The organism is Streptomyces sp. NPDC053673, from assembly GCF_055585225.1.
This window is the reverse complement of record NZ_JBVJKN010000006.1, coordinates 178,377-197,755: the sequence shown is the minus strand read 5'-3', so window position 1 is coordinate 197,755 and position 19,379 is coordinate 178,377. Positions and strand designations below refer to the sequence as shown.

Below are 19,379 nucleotides of genomic sequence, written 5' to 3'. Positions count from 1 at the left end.
CGAAATTCACCGCTCTCCGGACGGACGCTTCTTGACGCGCCGCCTCATCGTCTTCCATCTCACCCCGGCCCTTTTACCGAATCCGGGCTGCCGCATGGCCAGGGCCGCCTTCGCGGCGGGATCCTCTCGCGCGAACGCGATCAGCAGTCCCACGGCGAACATGGTCGGCAGCAGGGCCGACCCCCCGTAGGAGAACAGCGGGAGGGGAACACCGGCGATCGGCAGCAGACCGAGCACCGCACCGATGTTGACCACGGCCTGGGCCGTGATCCAGGTGGTCACACCTCCCGCGGCGTACCTCACGAAGGGGTCCTCCGTGCGTCCGGCCACGCGGATACCCGCATAGCCTAGAGCCGCGAACAGGGCGAGTACCGACAGCGTCCCTGCCAGCCCCAGTTCCTCCCCCGTGATGGCAAAGATGAAGTCGGTGTGCGGTTCTGGGAGTTGCCCCCATTTTTCCACACTTGCTCCGATGCCGGAACCGAACCATCCGCCGGAGGCAAGAGCATAGATGCCGTGCACGGCCTGCCAGCAATTGTCGTCGGGTCCCGGATCTGTGGCAGCAATGCACTGGAACCGGGACATCCGGTTGGAACTGGTCTTGATCAGGATCGCGCCGATCACCGTGGCGACGCCGAGCACCCCGGCGAAGAGCCTGGTGGGGGCGCCGGCCAGCCAGAGCAGCCCGAAGAGGATCGCGGTCAGGATGATGGCCGTGCCCATGTCACCGCCGAGCATGATGAGCCCGAGCAGCATGAAGGCGACCGGCACCAGCGGCACGAGCATGTGCTTCCACTGGGTGAGCAACCGTTTGTCCTGCTTGCGGGCGAGCAGGTCGGCGCCCCAGAGGATGAGGGCGAGCTTGCCGAATTCACTGGGCTGCAGCTGGAAGGGGCCGCCCAGGGAGATCCAGTTCTGGTTGCCGTTGACGGAGTGCCCTATCCCGGGGATCTGCACGAGCACCATCAGGAAGGTGCTGCCGACGAGGAGCGGGTAGGCGAACGCCCGGTGGAGCTTGGACGGCATCCGGGAGGCGATGAGCAGCAGCCCGGTGCCGATGACCGCCGCGAGAAACTGCTTCCGGAAGAAGTAGGAGGCGGGCAGGGACAGCTCCAGCGCGGTGATCATCGACGCGGAGTACACCATCACCAGCCCGAGCACGGTGATCAGCAGCCCGGCGCCGAGGATCAGGTAGTACGCGGTCAGCGGCCGGTCCCACGCCCGTCGCGCCTGCTCGTAGACGCGCCGGATCCCGCTCCCCAGGGGCGGCCGGGGCGCTCCGGCCGTACCGCCGCCGCCTCCGCGCGCGGCGGGCGGCCGCAGGGGCCCTGCGGTCCTGCCGCGCAGCGCCACCCCGGGAACCCCCGCGAAGGCCGGCTCCGGCACGAGACCCCGCGCGAGCCCGGCGACGAGCTCCCGGGCGGCGGCGAGGGGGGTGGGACGACGAACGGGGACTACGGCGTCCCCGGACCCGGCTACGGCCGCACCACGGCCGCCCGCAGCCGGCGCACGCCGCCCCTCGGGGACGGGGAGCACCGTCGGGGCCGGCCGGCCGGAAGCCGCGGGGCCCAGGCGCCCCGTGCCGCGCGGCCGCACGGATGCGGGAGCACCGGCGGCCACGGAGCCGTCGGCCGGAGGAGGGCCCGACGGCCCCGGATTCCCGGACACGGGACTCGCGGACGCACGCTGCCCCACGCCACTGCCGGCAGCGGCACGCGCCGCCGTGACACCCGGCCCCGCGGGCACGAGGGCGTCGGCAGCCGTGGGACCGGCGGCCCCGGGATCAGCAGCCCTGGGACCGGCAGCCCTGGGGTCAGCGGCACAGGCCTCGGGAGTGCGGGGTGCCGGGGTGGTGCCGGACCCCGGGGGGTGAGGCGCGTCGGGCGGCATGGTCGCTGTCCCCTCCAGTCGTGGCCGACGCCGCCGGGTCGAGGCGGCGGGGCCCGGGCCGGTCAGGCGCGCTCGGCGGCGAGGGCGCGGACCGCGTCCGCGAAGGCCTCGCCTCGCTTGTTGTAGTTGGCGAACATGTCCATCGAGGCGCACGCCGGGGCCAGCAGTACGGTGTCCCCCGGCAGCGCCAGCCGTGCCGCTTCGCGGACCGCCGCCGACATCGCCCCAGTGTCGGTCCGGTCGAGGTCGACCACCGGGACATCGGGCGCGTGTCGCGCGAGGGCTTCCCGGATCAGCGCCCGGTCCGCGCCGATGAGGACCACCGCGCGCAGTCGCTTCGCCGACTTCTCGACGAGCTCGTCGAACGTCGCGCCCTTGGCGAGTCCGCCCGCGATCCAGACGATCGGGTCGTACGCGGCCAAAGAGGCTTCCGTGGCATGGGTGTTGGTGGCCTTGGAGTCGTCGACGTACGAGACGCCGTCGACCTCGTCGACGAACTCGATGCGGTGCGCGTCGGGCCGGAAGGCCCGCAGACCGTCCCGTACGGCGGCCGGTGCGACGCCGAAAGCACGCGCGAGCGCCGCCGCGGCGAGCGCGTTCGCGATGTTGTGCGGAGCGGGTGGGTTGATGTCCGTGACTTCGGCGAGCTCCTGGGCCTGCTTCTGCCGGTTCTCGACGAACGCGCGGTCCACCAGGATCCCGTCCACGACGCCGAGCTGCGAGGGACCGGGGGTCCCCAGCGTGAAGCCGATCGCCCGGCAGCCCTCCTCGACGTCCGCCTCGCGCACGAGGTCCTCGGTGGCGGGGTCCGCCACGTTGTAGACGCAGGCGACCGTGTTGCCTTCGTAGATACGACCCTTGTCGGCGGCGTACGCCTCCATGGAGCCGTGCCAGTCGAGGTGGTCCGGCGCCAGGTTGAGCACGGCGGCGGAGTGGGCGCGCAGCGAGGGCGCCCAGTGCAGCTGGTAGCTGGAGAGCTCGACGGCGAGGACGTCGTACTCCGTGTCACCCAGCACCGCGTCCAGCAGCGAGACGCCGATGTTGCCGACGGCGGCGGTCTTCAGACCGGCCGCCTCAAGGATCGACGCGAGCATCCGCACGGTCGTGGTCTTGCCGTTGGTGCCGGTGACCGCGAGCCAGGGCGCCGCTTCCCTGCCGTCCAGGCCCCGCAGCCGCCAGGCGAGTTCGACGTCGCCCCAGATCTCGACCCCGGCCTGGGCGGCGGCCGCGAAGAGCGGCTTGTCGGGCTTCCAGCCGGGCGCCGTGACGACCAGCTCGGTGCCCTCCGGCAGGGTCGACCCGTCACCGAGGCGGACGGTGATTCCCTCCGCCTCCAGCTCCGCGGCCTGCGCACGCGCGCGCTCGTCGTCGCCGTCGTTGACGACCGTGACGACCGCGCCGAGACCGTGCAGGACGCGGGCGGCGGGAATGCCGCTCACGCCCAGCCCGGCGACGGTGACGCGCTTGCCCTGCCAGTCCTGCGTACTCACTTGTCGGCCGCCCAGCCCGCGTAGAAGAGTCCCAGACCCACGATGACGCACATGCCCTGAATGATCCAGAAACGGACCACCACAAGGACTTCCGACCACCCCTTGAGCTCGAAGTGGTGCTGCAGCGGAGCCATCCGGAACACACGCTTCCCGGTGAGCCGGAAGGAGCCGACCTGGATGATCACGGACATGGTGATCAGGACGAACAGACCGCCGAGGAGCGCGAGGAGCAGCTCCGTACGGGAGCAGATCGCGAGGCCGGCGAGCGCGCCGCCCAGGGCGAGCGAGCCGGTGTCACCCATGAAGATCTTGGCCGGTGAGGTGTTCCACCACAGGAAGCCGAAGCAGGCGCCCATCAGCGCGGAGGCGACGATCGCCAGGTCGAGCGGGTCGCGCACTTCGAAGCAGGCGTTGGGGTTGGTCAGCGTCATCGCGTTGGCGCAGGACTCCTGGAACTGCCAGAGCCCGATGAAGGTGTACGCGCCGAAGACCATCACGGAGGCGCCGGTGGCCAGACCGTCCAGACCGTCGGTGAGGTTCACGCCGTTCGACATCGCGAGGATCATGAACAGCGCCCAGACCACGAACAGCACGGGCCCGATGGACCAGCCGAAGTCGGTGACGAACGACAGCCTGGTGGAGGCCGGGGTCTGACCGCGGAGGTCGGCGAACTGCAGCGCAAGGACGGCGAACGCGATACCGACGATCAGCTGGCCGGCCATCTTCGCCTTGGCCCGCAGACCCAGCGACCGCTGCTTGACGATCTTGATGTAGTCGTCGAGGAAGCCGACCAGGCCCATGCCCGCCATCAGGAAGAGCACCAGCACGCCCGAGAAGGACGGGTCCTCTCCCGTGATCACCTTGGTGACCGCGTACGCGATCAGCGTGGCCAGGATGAAGGCGATGCCGCCCATGGTGGGCGTGCCCTTCTTGCTGCCGTGGCTGCGCGGGCCGTCGTCACGGATGAACTGCCCGTATCCCTTGCGGGCCAGCAGCTTGATCAGCAGAGGGGTGCCGATGAGAGTCAGGAAGAGCCCGATGGCTCCCGCGAAGAGGATCTGCCTCATCGGCCGGTGACCTGCCCCTCTGACGACTCGGTGGAGTTCTCCAGCAGCGCCTGGGCGATCCGCTCGAGCCCGGCCGACCTGGAAGCCTTCACCAGTACGACATCTCCCGGGCGCAGCTCTCTGCGCAACAGGTCGACCGCCGCCTGCGCGTCGGACACGTGCACCGACTCCTCACCCCACGAACCCTCGTTATATGCGCCCAGTTGCAACCAGGACGCTTCCCTGCCCCCGACTGCGACGAGCTTGCTGACGTTGAGCCGGACGGCAAGCCGTCCGACCGCGTCGTGCTCGGCCAGCGACTCGCCCCCGAGCTCGGCCATCGGACCGAGCACCGCCCACGTACGTCCCCCGTTGGCCTGGGCGGCCGCGCCCATGGCCGCGAGCGCACGCAGGGCGGCTCGCATGGACTCGGGGTTCGCGTTGTAGGCGTCGTTGACGACCGTCACGCCGTCCGGACGCTCAGTGACCTCCATACGCCAGCGGGAGAGGGAGCCGGCCTCCGAGAGCGCGAGGGCGATCTCGTCGACGGACATGCCCAGCTCATGGGCGACGGCGGCCGCGGCGAGCGCGTTCGACACGTGATGCTCACCGTACAGCCGCAAGGTCACGTCGCTGCACCCGGAGGGTGTGCGAAGCCGGAATGCAGGCTGTCCGCTCGGCATGAGCCGGACATTCTCGGCGCGAACGTCCGCTTCGTCCGACTCACCGAACAGGACGACGCGTGCCTTCGTGCGGGAGGCCATCGCGCGTACGAGAGGGTCGTCGGCGTTGAGGACGGCCACACCGTCCTCTTCGGCAGAGGGGAGCGCCTCGACGAGCTCGCCCTTGGCCTCGGCGATCTGCTCGCGGCCGCCGAACTCGCCGATGTGGGCGGTGCCGACGTTGAGCACGAGGCCGATCCTCGGCGGGGTGAGGCCGGCGAGGTAGCGGATGTGGCCGATGCCGCGGGCGCCCATCTCCAGGACCAGGAACCTGGTCTCCTCGGTGGCGCTCAGCGCGGTCAGCGGCAGGCCGATCTCGTTGTTGAGGGAGCCGGGCGTCCAGACGGTCGGCGCCTTGCGCCGCAGCACCTGCGCGATGAGGTCCTTGGTGCTGGTCTTGCCCGCGGAGCCGGTGAGGGCCACGAGCGTCGCGCCGAGCCGCTCCACGACGGCGCGCGCGAGGGCACCCAGCGCGCGCTGGACATCGTCGACGACGATCGCGGGGACGCCGACCGGACGCGACGCCAGCACGGCGGCCGCGCCCGCCGCGATCACGTCCGCGGCGTAGTCGTGGCCGTCGACGCGCTCGCCCACGAAGGCTGCGAAGAGGCTGCCGGGCCCGACCTCACGGGAGTCCCGGACAACGGGTCCCGTGACCTGCACGGACGGATCCGGTATGTCGTACGACTGCCCGCCGACGATTTCGGCGATCTCGGCGAGGGAGAGGGCGATCACTACTTCATCCCTGCCTGTTCTTGTGACGTCTTGTGACGGTGCTCGATCGCTTCGCGCAGGACCTGACGGTCGTCGAAGGGACGGACCACTCCGGCGACGTCCTGGCCCTGCTCATGGCCCTTGCCCGCGACCAGCACGGTGTCGCCCGCCTCGGCGCGTGCGACGGCCGCGGCGATGGCGGCGGCCCGGTCCTCGAAGACCAGGACGTCGCCGCGCTCGTGGACCGGCACCTCGGCGGCGCCCGCGAGCATCGTGGCGAGGATCGCGAGGGGGTCCTCGGAACGGGGGTTGTCGGAGGTCAGTACGGCGGTGTCCGCGAGGCGGGCCGCGGCGGCGCCCATCGGGCCGCGCTTGGTCCGGTCGCGGTCCCCGCCGCAGCCCAGCACGATGTGCACCTTTCCCTCGGTGACCTTGCGAAGGGAGCGCAGGACCGATTCCACAGCGTCCGTCTTGTGCGCGTAGTCGACCACCGCGAGATACGGCTGGCCGGCGTCGACGCGCTCCAGGCGGCCCGGCACGCCGGGAACGGCGGCGACGCCGTCGGCCGCGGTCTGCGGATCGATCCCGGCGACCGCCAGGGTGACGATCGCGGCCAGGGTGTTGGCGACGTTGAACGGGCCGGGCAGCGGCGCCGCGGCGCGTACCCGCTCGCCCTGGGGCCCGACGGCGGTGAACGTGGAGCCGAGCGAGCCGACTTCGACACCCTCGGCACGCCAGTCGGCGTCGGGGTGCCCCTCGGCGGAGAACGTGACGACCGGAATGGCCGACTCCGTCGCCAGCCTGCGGCCGTACTCGTCGTCGAGGTTGACGACGCCCTGCCGCGCGCGGGCCGGCGTGAAGAGCTGGGCCTTGGCGCCGAAGTAGTCCTCCATGTCGGAGTGGAACTCCATGTGCTCCGGCGTGAGGTTGTTGAAGACGGCGACGTCGAAGACGCAGCCGTCGACCCGGCCGAGCACCAGGGCGTGGCTGGAGACCTCCATGGCGACCGATTCGACGCCCCGCTCGCGCATCACCGCGAAGAGCGCCTGCAGATCGGTGGCTTCGGGGGTCGTCCGTTCCGACTTGATGCGCTCCTCGTCGACGCGCATCTCGACGGTGCCGATCAGGCCGGTGCGGTGGCCCGCTCCGCGCAGCCCGCCCTCGACGAGATACGCCGTGGTGGTCTTGCCCGAGGTGCCGGTGATGCCGATCTGCAGCAGGTCCTCGCCGGGCCGTCCGTAGATGGCGGCGGCGAGCTCGCCCATCCTGCCGCGCGGGTTCCCGGTGACCAGGACCGGCAGTCCGGTCGCGGCGGCGCGGTCGGCGCCCGTCGGGTCGGTGAGGATCGCGGCCGCGCCGAGGTCCTTGGCCTGGGCGACGTAGTCGGCGCCGTGCAGCCGGGCGCCGGGCAGTGCGGCGTACACGTCTCCCGGGCGTACCGCCCGCGAGTCGTGGGTGATGCCGGTGACCGCGCCTGAGCCCGGGGGCTCGACCCCGAGCCGGTCGGCCAGCTCTGCGAGGTCGATCGGGCGGACCTCGGCCGGACGGGGCGGGGCGGTTCGGTACTGATCAGCATGTGGCACGGCGGTGAGCGTACCGGGCGTACCGGGACCGGTGCTAAATGAGGTCCGTTCAGGACCGTGGTTCCCGGAATCGGGCGTGATCGTTCTCACTGGCTGTTCCTCCCGGGTCACGGACCGGGTTCGAAGGTGACCGGAAGCCGGGCGGGGGCGTTGCCGGTCGGAGCGACCTGCAGGGTCTTGAGGGCGAACTCCATGACCTTCTTGTAGATGGGTCCGCAGATCTGGCCGCCGAAGTAGCTGCCCTTGGTCGGGTTCTGGATGGCGCAGTACACGGTGATCTGCGGATCGTCGGCCGGTGCGAAGCCCGCGAAGGAGGCGGTGTAGCCCTTGTAGCGGCCGAGCTTCGGGTCGACCCTGTTCGCCGTGCCGGTCTTGCCCGCGACGCGGTAGCCAGGGATCCGGGCCCTGGTGCCGGTGCCCTCCTCGTCGCCGACCACCGACTCGAGCATGGTGGCGAGGGTCTTCGCGGTCTTCTCGCTGACCACACGGGTCTTCTTGGGTGCGGGGGCCGGATCGAAGCGCCCGCCGGGGCCCCTGGTGCCGCGGACCAGGGTGGGTTCGATGCGTACGCCGCCGTTGGCGATGGTCGAGTACACCGAGGCGGCCTGCATCGCGTTCAACGACAGTCCCTGGCCGAACGGGATCGTGTACTGCTGCGAGGTGGACCAGTCCTGGGGCTTGGCGAGGATGCCGGGGGTCTCGCCGGGGTAGCCGAGCCCGGTCGGGCTGCCGATGCCGAACTTCCGCAGGTAGGAGTAGAGGACCCTGTTGGCCTCCGGCTGGGTGTCGCCGAGCTGACCGGTCGCGAGGATCGTGCCGATGTTGCTGGACTTGGCGAGCACGCCGTTGAGCGTCAGGTACCAGGTGGGGTGGTCGATGTCGTCCTTGAAGAGCCGGTCTCCGCGGTGGAGCCGGTTGGGGACGGTGACATGGGTGCCGGGCGTGGCGGCCTGCTCCTCCAGCACGGCGGCCATGGACATGACCTTGCTGGTGGAGCCGGGCTCGTACACGTCCTGGAGAGCGGCGTTGCCCATGGCCGCGGCGTTGGCCTGGGAGAGGTCGTTGGGGTTGAAGCCCGGGGCGTTGGCCATCGCCAGGACCTCTCCCGTCCTGGTGTTCTGCACTATCACGTAGCCGCGGTCCGCCTTGGACTTCGTCACCTGCTCGTCGATCGCCCGCTGGGCGGCCCACTGGATGTCACGGTCGATGGTGAGCTCGATGTCGGAGCCGGGGACGGCGGGGGTCTCGCGGGTTCCGGCGGTGGGCACCCGCCGGCCGCCGGACTGGGCGTACGAGATCTTTCCGTCCTCGCCGGCGAGATCCTTGTCGAACATGGACTCCAGGCCGCCGGCACCGCGGCCGTCGGCGTTGACGTAACCGAGTATCCCGGCGGCGAGATCGCCGTTGGGGTAGACGCGTTTGCTGCTGGCCTCCCGGAAGACGCCCGCGAGGACGTCGGCGCCGGGACCGCCCTTGGCCTTGTCCGCTCTGGCCTTCCTGGCGAAGGCGCTCTTGAGGTCCTTGATCTGGTTCCAGACCTGCGGCGTCTGGCGGCGGGCCAGGACGGTGTAGCGGGACTTGGGGGCCTTCAGTCTGTTCGCGAGCTCGGCGGCGTCCTGGCCGAGGATCGGTGCCAGCAGCGCGGCGGCCTGCTCCGGCGCGTCCGGGGCCTTGCTCTCCTCGGGCGTGAACATCTGCGGGTCGGCCGTGATGTCGTACGCGTCGACACTGGTGGCGAGGGCGATCCCGGAACGGTCGGTGATCTCGCCGCGCTCGGCCGCCAGCTTGTGGTTCATGTACCGGTTCTTCTCCGCCTGGGCCGCGTACGTGCCCGCGTCGACGGCCTGCACCTGGAGCAGCCGGACGACGAACACCAGCAGGACGAGGGTGAAGGCGAGGCTGACCAGCCGCAGCCGGGGGCGGGGGCTGCCGAGCCGGATGTGGCGGGGCCCGGCGGTCGGGCGGGGCCGGCGCTGAGCGGGGCGGCTGCGGTTCGCGGTGCCGCCGGGACGCGCGGGGCCCGGCACACGGCGGCGCGGTGGTTCCTTGAGGGGCACTGCGTCACCTGCCGGGGGTCGTGGGGGGCGGCTTCGGCGTACCGGACGCGGGGAGCTCGGCGGGGGGCACGGCAGTCGGCTCGGCAGGGGGCTCGGCAGCCGGCTTGGCGGGGACCCGTACGGCGGACGGGTCGGCCTGGGCCTTCTTCGGCTTCCCGCGGACCGTGCCGTCCGGGCCGAGGAAGGCGGGGCTGCCGCCGGGCACCATGCCGAGCTCGCGGGCCCGCCGTTCCAGCGCGTCGGGGGCGGAGCGGCCGTCCACGTCCCGCTGGAGCGCCTGCTCCTCGTCGGTGAGTTCGGTGGTCTTCTTCTTGAGCTCGCTCAGCTTGAACGAGCCCTCGTTGAGGGAGGTGTTGAGCAGCAGCAGGGTGATCAGGCCGCCGCCGAGCAGTACGACGACCAGCAGGACGAAGGGGGTCCGGGCCGCGGTGCTGGGCCCGGACGGCATGAGCCGTGCGAGCCGCGCGGCCCGCCCCTTGAGCTGTCCGGCGCCCTTCCTCACCGCTCGTCCTCCCTCGCCGCGGCTGCTGTCACCGCTCGTCCTCGCGGATGCGCTCCGCGCCGCGCAGCCGTGCGGGCGCCGCCCGGCGGTTCTCGGCGACCTCCTCCTCCGTGGGCAGTTCGGCGCCGCGGGTGAGGAGCTTCAGCCGGGGCTGGTAGCGCTCGGGGACGACGGGCAGGCCGGGTGGCGCGGTGCTGGCCGCTCCCGCCGCGAAGACCTGCTTGACCAGCCGGTCCTCCAGCGAGTGGTACGAGAGGACGGCGATCCGGCCGCCGACGCCGAGGGATTTGACGGCAGCCGGGATGGCCCGTTCCAGGACCGTCAGCTCGCCGTTCACCTCGATGCGCAGGGCCTGGAAGGTGCGTTTGGCGGGGTTGCCGCCGGTGCGCTTGGCGGCCTGCGGCAGGGCGTCGCGGATCAGCTCGACGAGCCGGGCACTGGTGGTGAAGGGCGCCTTCTCCCGCTCCCGCACGATGGCCGCGACGATCCGCTTGGCCTGCTTCTCCTCGCCGTACGCGCGCAGGATCCGCACCAGCTCGCCCGGCGGGTAGGTGTTGAGGACCTCGGCGGCGCTGACCCCGGTCGTCTGGTCCATGCGCATGTCGAGCGGTGCGTCCTGGGCGTAGGCGAAGCCGCGGTCGGCCTCGTCGAGCTGCATGGAGGACACGCCGAGGTCGAAGAGGACGCCCTGGACGCCGGTGATGCCGAGCCGGTCGAGGACGTCCGGCAGCTCGTCGTAGACGGCGTGCACGAGGGTGGCGCGGTCGCCGAACGGGGCGAGCCGCTCGCCGGACAGCCGCAGCGCTTCCTTGTCCCGGTCGAGCGCGACGAGCCGTACGTCCGGGAAGCGGGTGAGCAGGGCCTCGCTGTGTCCGCCGAGGCCGAGGGTGCAGTCGACGACGACCGGCTCCCGGCCTTCGGCAGGGGGGACCGCACCGGGCTGCCGCTCCAGGGCGGGCGCCAACAGGTCCAGGCACCGCTGGAGCATCACCGGGACGTGTCGCTGGCTCAATGCGCCCTCTCAGGTCCGGCGCGGGCGGAGGCCGGGCCGTACGTTTTGCCGCACGCGCGGGGAAATCGTGGAAATGTGCAGGAAGTGTCCGTGAACTGCGCGTCACTTTAGTCCACTGACCGGGCCGGTCAATCAACCGGCTGGCGCGTCGCACGGGCCGTCCGGCAGCGTGGCCGCAATCGGGACAGCTCACCCATATGGGCCCGGCCCGCTCACGCCTGTGGGTTACCTCACAACAGGCGTCATTGACGCCTTTGTCCGCTCTCACAGCGGGCCACGGGCGGCCGTGGCCACTACCGTCATAGACATGTCGACCTCCGCAAACCTCCCCGCAGACGCCGCCCTCGCGCGCGGCACGGTCACCGACCGGCTCGTCGACGCGAACACGCGCTACGCCGCGGGCTTCGACGACCCCGGGATGGACGCGCGACCCGTGCTGCAGGTCGCCGTGGTGGCGTGCATGGACGCCCGGCTCGATCTGCACGCGGCGCTCGGCCTGGAGCTGGGCGACTGCCACACCATCCGCAACGCCGGCGGTGTCGTCACCGACGATGTGATCCGCTCGCTCACGATCAGCCAGCGCGCGCTCGGGACCCGCAGCGTGATACTCATCCACCACACGAACTGCGGTCTGGAGAGTCTGACCGAGGACTTCCGGCACGAGCTGGAGGACGAGGTGGGGCAGCGGCCGGCCTGGGCGGTGGAGGCGTTCCGCGACGTCGACCAGGATGTACGGCAGTCGATGCAGCGGGTGCGTACCTCGCCGTTCCTGCCGCACACCGACGATGTCCGCGGCTTCGTCTTCGACGTCACGAGCGGATTGCTGCGGGAGATCGACCCTGCTGTGTGAGCCGCGAAGGACAGCAACCAAAGACAGCAACCCCTGACATATCGCGCCCAGTTATCCACAGGCGAGTGACACGAAGCGGTAACGGCAACAAGAATGCGGGTGTGACACCTCTACGGAACCGACCGGAGGGGGTGTCCGTGTTTTGGGGTGGGCCGTGCCGTAAGCAGCGCATCGGCCCATGGAACGGGCCGAGGAGGGCCGGGTGACGACCTATGACGATCGAGCGAGCCTCACAGATCTGACCACCACAGCGGAGCGTGTCCGCAGGTCGGTGGAGAGTGTGATCGAGGGCAAGCCTGAGGTCGTACGGCTTTCGCTGACAGTGTTGCTGGCCGAGGGACATCTGCTCATCGAGGATGTTCCGGGCGTGGGCAAGACGATGCTGGCCAAGGCGCTGGCACGCTCCATCGACTGCTCGGTACGGCGTATTCAGTTCACGCCGGACCTGCTGCCGTCGGACATCACGGGTGTGTCGATCTACGACCAGCAACGGCGGGACTTCGAGTTCAAGCCGGGCGCGATCTTCGCGCAGATAGTGATCGGCGACGAGATCAACCGCGCGTCGCCCAAGACCCAGTCGGCGCTGCTGGAGTCGATGGAGGAGCGGCAGGTCACCATCGACGGGCAGACGTACGAACTGCCCCATCCCTTCATGGTGGTGGCCACGCAGAACCCGGTGGAGATGGAGGGCACGTACCCGCTGCCAGAGGCGCAGCGCGACCGCTTCATGGCCCGGGTGTCGATGGGGTATCCGACCCCGGAGGCCGAGTTCCAGATGCTCGATGTGCACGGTGAGGTGTCGCCGCTCGACGATCTGCAGCCGGTGGCGCACGCCCACGACATGGTGAAGCTGATCGACGCGGTGCGCACGGTCCATGTCGCCGACTCCGTGCGCCGGTATGCGGTGGAACTGGTCGCCGCCACGCGCAACCACCCCGATCTGAGACTGGGGGCGTCGCCGCGCGCCACGCTGCATCTGCTGCGCGCCGCGAAGGCCTCGGCCGCCCTCAGCGGCCGGGACTACGCCCTGCCGGACGATGTGCAGTCGCTCGCGGTGCCGGTGCTGGCGCACCGGCTGCTGCCCACCGCTCAGGCGCAGCTGAACCGCCGCACCGCCGAGCAGGTCGTGCAGGAGATCCTGCAGCGCACGCCGGTACCCACCTCGGGCTCGGACACCGGATACGGCGACGCGGGCCGGCAGGTTCCCGGCGGCGGCGCGCTCTACGGCCAGCAGCGGCCCGGCGTCCGGCGGCTCTGATGGCGGCCGGGAGCCCTGCCGCCGGCGATGAGGAGAAAGGCGGTCTGCGGGCGGCTCTCGGCGGGCTGACCACACGCGGCCGTTCCTTCCTGGCGGCCGGTGTGGCCGCGGCTGTGTGCGCCTATGTGCTGGGGCAGGGCGATCTGCTCCGGGTCGGGATGCTGCTTGCCGTGCTGCCCCTGATCTGTGTGGCCGTGCTGTACCGCACGCGCTACCGGGTGGCGGGCAGCCGCCGGCTGTTCCCGTCCCGGGTACCGGCCGGGTCCGAGGCGCGGGTGCATCTGCGGATGGACAACGTCTCGCGGATGCCCACGGGTCTGCTGATGCTGCAGGACCACGTGCCGTACGTGCTGGGGCCGCGGCCCCGGTTCGTGCTGGACCGGGTGGAGGCGGGCGGCCGCCGCGAGGTGTCGTACCGGGTCCGCTCGGATCTGCGCGGGCGCTATCCGCTCGGACCGCTGCAGCTGCGGCTCACGGACCCGTTCGGGATGTGCGAGCTGACCCGCTCCTTCAGCGCCTACGACACGCTGACCGTCATCCCGCGGACCGAGCCGCTGCCACCGGTGCGGCTGTCGGGCGAGGCCGCCGGGTACGGCGACGGCCGCCAGCGGTCACTGGCCCTGGCCGGTGAGGACGACGTGATTCCGCGTACGTACCGGCACGGGGACGATCTGCGCCGGGTGCACTGGCGCTCCACCGCGCGCTACGGCGAGCTGATGGTCCGGCGCGAGGAACAGCCGCAGCGAGCCAGGTGCACGGTGCTGCTGGACACCCGACGGGTCGCCTACCAGGGCGCGGGCCCCGACTCGGCCTTCGAGTGGGCGGTCTCGGGCGCGGCCTCGGTGCTGGTGCACATGCTGGAGCGGGGTTTCTCGGTCCGGCTGCTGACGGACACGGGGACGTCGGTGCCCGGCGAGGGGGCCGACGGTTTCGCCGGGGCCACGCAGGAGTCCGCCGAGTCGGCCGGGCTGATGCTGGACGCTCTCGCGGTGGTGGACCACTCGGACGGAGCGGGGCTTTCGCGCGCGTACGACGTGCTGCGCGGCGGGAACGAGGGGCTGCTGGTCGCCTTCGTCGGCGATCTGGACGAGGAGCAGGCCGCGGTCGCGGCCCGGATGCGGCAGCGCAGTGGTGCCGCGGTCGCCTTCGTCCTGGACAGCGGCCCCTGGGTGACGGGCGGCGCGGTGGACGACGCCGTCGGGGAACGGCTGCGGAGGCTGCGCGAGGCCGGGTGGACGGCGGTCGCCGTCCCGCCCGGCGGGGCGCTGCCCGATCTGTGGCGGCAGGCCGCCCGCGAGCGCACCGACACCGCCGCGGCCGGTACGACAGGTCTTTCTGGGGGATGGTCATGAGCGGTCGCGGAAGGCTCGCCCTGTGCGCCTTCGCCGCCACGCTGATGGCGGCGTGCGCACTGCTGCCGCTGGTCGATCCGTTTACGTGGATGCTGCAGGCCGCGTTCCTGGTGGCAATGGTCAGTGGGGCCGGCGCGCTGGCCCGGCGGGTGCCGCTGGCGCGGCCGCTGACCGTGGCGGCCCAGGCGGTCCTCGTGCTGCTCTTGCTCACCCTGGTCTTCGCCAGGGAGCAGGCCTTCATCGGACTGATCCCGGGACCCGACGTCTTCACCCGCTTCGCCGACCTGCTGTCCGCGGGCGCCGGTGACGTGGGTCAGTACGCGATCCCGGCGCCGGCCACCGAAGGCATCCGGCTGATGCTGGTCGGCGGGGTGCTGGTGATCGCGCTGGCGGTGGACGCGCTCGCGGTGACCTACCGCAGCGCCGCCCCGGCCGGTCTGCCACTGCTCGCGCTGTACTCGGTGGCCGCCGGGCTGTCCGGCGGCGGCGCGAGCTGGCTGACGTTCCTGCTGGCGGCTTCGGGCTATCTGCTGCTTCTGCTGGCCGAGGGCCGGGACCGGCTCTCCCAGTGGGGCCGGGTGTTCGGCGGCGCTCCGCCGCGCGGTGCGGCCGGGTTCGACACGGGCGACAGGCCGGCGCAGGCGCCGGTGCGTACCGGCCGGCGGATCGGCGTGGTCGCGCTGGGCGTCGCGCTCGTCGTCCCGGCGGCGTTGCCCGCTCTGGGCAGCGGGCTGCTGGGCAACACCGGCGCCGGTACGGGAGAAGGCCCGGGCGGCGGCACGATCAATGCGGTGAACCCGGTGGTGACGCTGCAGGACAGCCTCAACCAGCCCGAGGCCCGCGAGTGGCTGAAGTACAAGACCAACGCGGGCTCCACGGGCGACATGTATCTGCGGATCATGGCGCTGGATCAGTTCGACGGCGGCGCGTGGAAGTTCTCGGTGCGCAAGGTCACCGACATCCCCGACCGGCTCCCCCGGCCGGACGGTCTGGGCCAGAGCGTCAGCACGACCGAGATCAGGACGAACGTGTCCGCCGCGGAGTCGTACAAGCAGGGCTGGCTGCCGATGCCGTATCCGGCGACCAAGGTGGAAGTCGGCGGGAACTGGCGTTTCGACCCCGCCAGGCGGACCATCGTCGGCGACCACCAGCAGACGACCGGCGGACTGCAGTACTCGGTCAACAGCCTCCAGGTGAAACCGACGGCGGAGCAGCTCGCCCGGGCGCCCAAGGCCCCCGCGTCGGTGCTGCGTGAGTACGCGAAGGTGCCCGACTCGCTCCCGGCCGACGTGCCGGCCACGGCGCGCCAGGTGACGAAGGGCGCGACGAACGACTACGAGCGGGCCGTCAAACTCCAGGACTACTTCGCCGTGGACGGCGGCTTCACCTACGACACCGAGGTGGACTCGGGCGGTGGCGTCCAGGCGATCTCCCGCTTCCTGAAGAACAAAGAAGGTTTCTGCATCCACTTCTCGTTCTCCATGGCCGCGATGGCGCGGACCTTGGGGATCCCGGCGCGGGTCGCCGTGGGCTTCACCCCCGGTACGCCCAGTGCGGGCGGGGCGATGTCGGTCAGCAACCGCGACGCCCACGCCTGGCCCGAGCTGTACTTCGAGGGTGTGGGGTGGACGAGGTTCGAGCCGACGCCGACCCGGGGCAGTGTCCCCGACTACACCCGTCCCGGCACCCCGTCGGGCGGTCCGACGAGTCCGGCGGAGCCGGAGCCGAGCGCTTCCGTGGCGCTGCCCGCCGTCCCGTCGCAGTCGGACAGCTGCTCGCCGCAGGACCGCCGGCTCGGGGAGTGCGGGGCCGCGGCGCCGCAGGACGTGCTGCCGCCCACCGAGGAGGGAGTGTCGCTGCAGACGATCCTCCTGTGGATCGGTGCGGGGGCCGGCGTGGTGCTCATACCGCTGCTGCCGCTGCTGTGGCGGCTGCGGGTACGGACCCGCCGGCTCGGCTCCGACGGGCGTACACCCGAGGACGCCGCCGCCCGGACCCTGGCGGCCTGGGAGGAGATCGCCGACACGGCCTGGGACCACGGCATCCTGCCGGACGAGTCGCAGACGCCGCGCAAGGCCGCCGCGCGCATCGTGCGGCTCGGCCGCCTGGAGGGCGCGCCCGCCGACTCGGTGCACCGAGTGGCCCACGCGGTGGAGCAGGTGCTGTACGCGCCGAACCCCCGGCCCGGCGCGGGTCTGGCCGACGAAGTGGGACGGGTCCGTACGGGGCTGACCGCCTCGGCAAGCCGGGGGACACGGCTGCGTGCCCTGTTCCTGCCGCGCTCGACGGTCCGGTTGGCGTGGGCGTTCTCGGAGCGGTGGAACGCGCTCACGGACCGCTGGACGGCTGCCCGGCGCCGCCTTGTGGACCGTTGGACGGCACAGCTGCGCAGGCCGTCCCGGCAGCGCGGCTGACGAGGGGCGGCTTCCGGCCGGGCGGGGGCGACCCCGCCCGGCTCGGGCAGCCGCGCTGCCCTTTGCGGCGCGGGCACCGGGGCGGCTGTGCTCGGACCGTGGCACACTGTGGGACACGCTGCGGGATGCCCGCCCGGCCGGCCGGGACCGGAGGCCGCGCGGCGAGACCGGAAGCGGAAGGCCGGGGCGAGGCAGGTGCCGGCCCGCGTAGGGACGGAGCTTCGAGGAGGCCGTGTGCTCCGGTGCCTCAGACGTTCCGCCGACGGGCGCGTGGACACACCCCATGTACGCCAAACGGGTGAGGGACAACCGCTGACGTGCGGTTGTCCCTCACCCGTTTGCGCGTGCGCTCGTACCAGCTCGCAGCCGCGCCCCTACGGCGAAGATCAGATGGGCTCAGTGGCCCTGCTCGTCGCGGCGGCGCTGCCACCGCTGCTCGATCCGGTCCATCATCGACCGGCGCTGCCTGGGCTGTCGGCCTGTGGCCTGGGCCCCGGGGCCGCCTTGCTCACCCGGCTTGGGCGCTTTGCGCCAGCCGGTGACCGCGAGGACCGCACAGCCGAGCATGACGAGGAAACCCACCACGCTGAGCCAGATCTGCACGGTGACCATTCCGGCCATGAGGAGCGCGATACCCACCAGGAAGCCGACGACCGCCTGGTAGACCCGTCGCCGGGTGTACGTACGCAGCCCGCTTCCCTCAAGCGCTGTCGCGAACTTGGGATCTTCGGCGTACAGCGCTCGCTCCATCTGCTCGAGCATTCGCTGCTCGTGCTCCGAGAGCGGCACGGAGTCCTCCTAGTCGTCGGTCGCTGGGGGCGACCGGTACGCGGCCCTTTCAGGATAGGCAGGGAATCGCCCCCATGAAACCCGCCCAATGCCCGATTGCCTTCGGGGCCGCCATGCCGGATCGACTGCTGAGGCCTTGATTCCCCAACCGCCTGTCCGTCATGCCGGATGGTGTCCCCCGATCATACGGGGCGAACGTCCCGATCGGGTGGCCTGTGGCGTACTCCATCTGCAGCTGCGCCCCTGATCAGCGGCTGGCAGCGACGGGGCGGCAACAGGTCAGCCTTGCTTCTCGCCCAGAACGTGGAGCTGGGTCGCGACCGAGTGGAACGCGGGCAGCTCGGCGGCCACCTCCTCCAGCTTGAGCAAGGCGTCCAGGGCACCCGGCTCGGTGTCCACGAGGACGCCAGGAACCAAGTCGGCGAAGACCCTGACGCCGTGTACGGAACCGACCTCCAGGCCCGCCCCGGCGACCAGCTCGGTGAGCTGCTCGGCGGTGAACCGGCGCGGCACCGGGTCGCCCTGGCCCCAGCGCCCCGCCGGGTCGCTGAGCGCGTGGCGGGCTTCGGTGAAGTGCCCGGCCAGGGCCCTGGCGAGGACGGCACCGCCGAGTCCGGCCGCGAGCAGGCTGAGTGATCCGCCGGGACGCAGCGCCTCCACCGTGTTCCGCACGCCTTCGGCGGGGTCGTCGACGTACTCCAGCACGCCGTGGCACAGGACCGTGTCGAAGCCCTCTCGCTCGACCACGTCGAACAGCCCGTGGACATCACCCTGAACGCCGCGCACGCGGTCGGCGACCCCGGCCTCGGCGGCGCGTCGCTCCAGCGCGAACAGCGCGTTGGGGCTGGGGTCGACGACGGTGACACGGTGGCCGAGCCGGGCGGCGGGCACCGCGAAGTTGCCGGACCCGCCGCCGGTGTCGAGCACGTCCAGGGCGTCCCTCCCGGTCGCCTTGACCCGGCGGTCCAGGGCGTCCGTGAGGACCTCCCAGACCACGGCGGTACGAAGGGAGGCGCGGGGGCGCAGCTGGTCCGACACGGCAGTTGACTCCTCGGCGCGGTGCCGCCCCGGCTGACGGGGCGTGAACGATGCAGGCTCGCTCCACCCTATTGCCTCAACGGGGCGTCCCCGTCATCCTGCGGCTTCTCCCTTCCCCGGCTGGTCGGGCCGGGGCTGCGGCAGCACCGGCTGAAGCACCAACAGCCGCTCGACCAGGCGCACGAACATGGCCACGTCGCGCAGCAGATCGTCGGCGTCACGGGCGCTGGCCGCACCCTGGATGCCCGCCTCCGCGCGCGCCCTGCGCCGGGCGCCGGAGGCGAACAGCGCACTCCACTCGGTGAGCTCCGGGGCTATCTCGGGGAGCACTTCCCAGGCGGACCGAATCCGCGTCCGGCGACGCGGGCCGGTCTCGGGCCGGCCACGGGCGGCGAGCACGGCCGCGGCGGTGCGCAGCGCGGCGAGATGGGCGGTGGCGTAGCGCTCGTTGGGCGTGTCCAGGGTGGCGGCCTCGTCGAGGCCCGCCCGCGCCTGGTCGAGCAGGTCGAGTGCTGCGGGCGGCGCCGAGGAGCGCCGCAGCACGGGGTGGACATCGCTCGCGGGACCGGTCAGTGAGGGGGCAGGGCCGCCTGTGCGGAGCCGGCGTGCGGCAGCGGCGTAGGAGCTGGCCATGACGAACCTCCTGTCGTCGTGTGACGGCA

Annotated in this window: 15 protein-coding genes; 4 read left to right on the top strand and 11 right to left on the bottom strand. The window is 71.8% G+C overall.

The features are described 5' to 3' along the window. Window positions 1-6 precede the first annotated feature (6 nt). The 8 genes from ftsW to rsmH all read right to left on the bottom strand — a co-directional run bounded on the left by ftsW (window position 7) and on the right by rsmH (window position 11,016). Entirely contained in the window at window positions 7-1,353 is a 1,347-nt protein-coding gene (gene ftsW / locus ACZ6ZQ_RS12095) for a putative lipid II flippase FtsW (protein WP_469768529.1), read from the bottom strand. Between the two features lie 599 nt (window positions 1,354-1,952). Continuing rightward, on the bottom strand, window positions 1,953-3,380 hold the full coding sequence (murD, locus tag ACZ6ZQ_RS12090; protein ID WP_469768422.1) for a UDP-N-acetylmuramoyl-L-alanine--D-glutamate ligase: 1,428 nt from the start codon (window positions 3,378-3,380) through the stop codon (window positions 1,953-1,955). Continuing rightward, window positions 3,377-4,447, bottom strand: coding sequence for a phospho-N-acetylmuramoyl-pentapeptide-transferase (mraY, locus tag ACZ6ZQ_RS12085; RefSeq protein ID WP_469768421.1), 1,071 nt, complete (start codon window positions 4,445-4,447; stop codon window positions 3,377-3,379). Before mraY ends, murD begins: the two co-directional genes overlap by 4 nt. Further along, window positions 4,444-5,883 (bottom strand): UDP-N-acetylmuramoyl-tripeptide--D-alanyl-D-alanine ligase, encoded by a 1,440-nt coding sequence (locus ACZ6ZQ_RS12080; RefSeq protein WP_469768420.1) that lies wholly within the window; start codon window positions 5,881-5,883, stop codon window positions 4,444-4,446. The genes mraY and ACZ6ZQ_RS12080 overlap by 4 nt, the downstream gene beginning before the upstream one ends. Beyond that, window positions 5,883-7,535 (bottom strand): UDP-N-acetylmuramoyl-L-alanyl-D-glutamate--2,6-diaminopimelate ligase, encoded by a 1,653-nt coding sequence (locus ACZ6ZQ_RS12075; RefSeq protein WP_469768419.1) that lies wholly within the window; start codon window positions 7,533-7,535, stop codon window positions 5,883-5,885. The genes ACZ6ZQ_RS12080 and ACZ6ZQ_RS12075 overlap by 1 nt, the downstream gene beginning before the upstream one ends. A 17-nt stretch (window positions 7,536-7,552) precedes the next feature. Next, window positions 7,553-9,502, bottom strand: a complete 1,950-nt coding sequence (locus ACZ6ZQ_RS12070) for a peptidoglycan D,D-transpeptidase FtsI family protein (RefSeq protein WP_469768418.1) — start codon at window positions 9,500-9,502, stop codon at window positions 7,553-7,555. A 4-nt stretch (window positions 9,503-9,506) separates the two neighbouring features. After that, window positions 9,507-10,004, bottom strand: coding sequence for a cell division protein FtsL (gene ftsL, locus ACZ6ZQ_RS12065; protein ID WP_469768417.1), 498 nt, complete (start codon window positions 10,002-10,004; stop codon window positions 9,507-9,509). 28 nt (window positions 10,005-10,032) lie between these two features. Continuing rightward, window positions 10,033-11,016, bottom strand: coding sequence for a 16S rRNA (cytosine(1402)-N(4))-methyltransferase RsmH (gene rsmH / locus ACZ6ZQ_RS12060; protein WP_469768416.1), 984 nt, complete (start codon window positions 11,014-11,016; stop codon window positions 10,033-10,035). A 307-nt stretch (window positions 11,017-11,323) separates the two neighbouring features. Between rsmH and ACZ6ZQ_RS12055 the strand changes: the two genes are divergently transcribed. The 4 genes from ACZ6ZQ_RS12055 to ACZ6ZQ_RS12040 all read left to right on the top strand — a co-directional run bounded on the left by ACZ6ZQ_RS12055 (window position 11,324) and on the right by ACZ6ZQ_RS12040 (window position 16,890). Next, on the top strand, window positions 11,324-11,866 hold the full coding sequence (locus tag ACZ6ZQ_RS12055; protein ID WP_469768415.1) for a beta-class carbonic anhydrase: 543 nt from the start codon (window positions 11,324-11,326) through the stop codon (window positions 11,864-11,866). A 202-nt stretch (window positions 11,867-12,068) separates the two neighbouring features. Next, on the top strand, window positions 12,069-13,124 hold the full coding sequence (locus tag ACZ6ZQ_RS12050; protein WP_469768528.1) for an AAA family ATPase: 1,056 nt from the start codon (window positions 12,069-12,071) through the stop codon (window positions 13,122-13,124). Next, window positions 13,124-14,476: a DUF58 domain-containing protein gene (locus tag ACZ6ZQ_RS12045; protein WP_469768414.1), complete on the top strand. Its 1,353-nt coding sequence runs from the start codon at window positions 13,124-13,126 to the stop codon at window positions 14,474-14,476. The genes ACZ6ZQ_RS12050 and ACZ6ZQ_RS12045 overlap by 1 nt, the downstream gene beginning before the upstream one ends. Then, entirely contained in the window at window positions 14,473-16,890 is a 2,418-nt protein-coding gene (locus tag ACZ6ZQ_RS12040; protein ID WP_469768413.1) for a transglutaminase TgpA family protein, read from the top strand. Before ACZ6ZQ_RS12045 ends, ACZ6ZQ_RS12040 begins: the two co-directional genes overlap by 4 nt. Window positions 16,891-17,286: 396 nt before the next feature. Here the strand turns inward: ACZ6ZQ_RS12040 and ACZ6ZQ_RS12035 are convergent, their stop codons facing one another. From ACZ6ZQ_RS12035 to ACZ6ZQ_RS12025, 3 genes are all read right to left on the bottom strand, one after another. Next, the gene (locus ACZ6ZQ_RS12035; RefSeq protein ID WP_453666904.1) at window positions 17,287-17,679 is read right to left on the bottom strand and encodes a DUF3040 domain-containing protein; all 393 of its coding nucleotides are present in this window, start codon (window positions 17,677-17,679) and stop codon (window positions 17,287-17,289) included. A 279-nt stretch (window positions 17,680-17,958) separates the two neighbouring features. Then, complete coding sequence (locus ACZ6ZQ_RS12030) at window positions 17,959-18,717, bottom strand: methyltransferase (protein ID WP_469768412.1); 759 nt, start codon at window positions 18,715-18,717, stop codon at window positions 17,959-17,961. A gap of 93 nt (window positions 18,718-18,810) precedes the next feature. Then, on the bottom strand, window positions 18,811-19,350 hold the full coding sequence (locus tag ACZ6ZQ_RS12025; RefSeq protein WP_469768411.1) for an SAV_6107 family HEPN domain-containing protein: 540 nt from the start codon (window positions 19,348-19,350) through the stop codon (window positions 18,811-18,813). Window positions 19,351-19,379 lie beyond the last annotated feature (29 nt).

Bases quoted from the DNA above. Each gene is read 5' to 3' on its own strand.
- mraY (WP_469768421.1), bottom strand. From the start codon at position 4,447: ATGAGGCAGATCCTCTTCGCGGGAGCCATCGGGCTCTTCCTGACTCTC.
- ACZ6ZQ_RS12055 (WP_469768415.1), top strand. From the start codon at position 11,324: ATGTCGACCTCCGCAAACCTCCCCGCAGACGCCGCCCTCGCGCGCGGC.
- ACZ6ZQ_RS12045 (WP_469768414.1), top strand. From the start codon at position 13,124: ATGGCGGCCGGGAGCCCTGCCGCCGGCGATGAGGAGAAAGGCGGTCTG.
- ACZ6ZQ_RS12040 (WP_469768413.1), top strand. From the start codon at position 14,473: ATGAGCGGTCGCGGAAGGCTCGCCCTGTGCGCCTTCGCCGCCACGCTG.
- ACZ6ZQ_RS12025 (WP_469768411.1), bottom strand. From the start codon at position 19,350: ATGGCCAGCTCCTACGCCGCTGCCGCACGCCGGCTCCGCACAGGCGGC.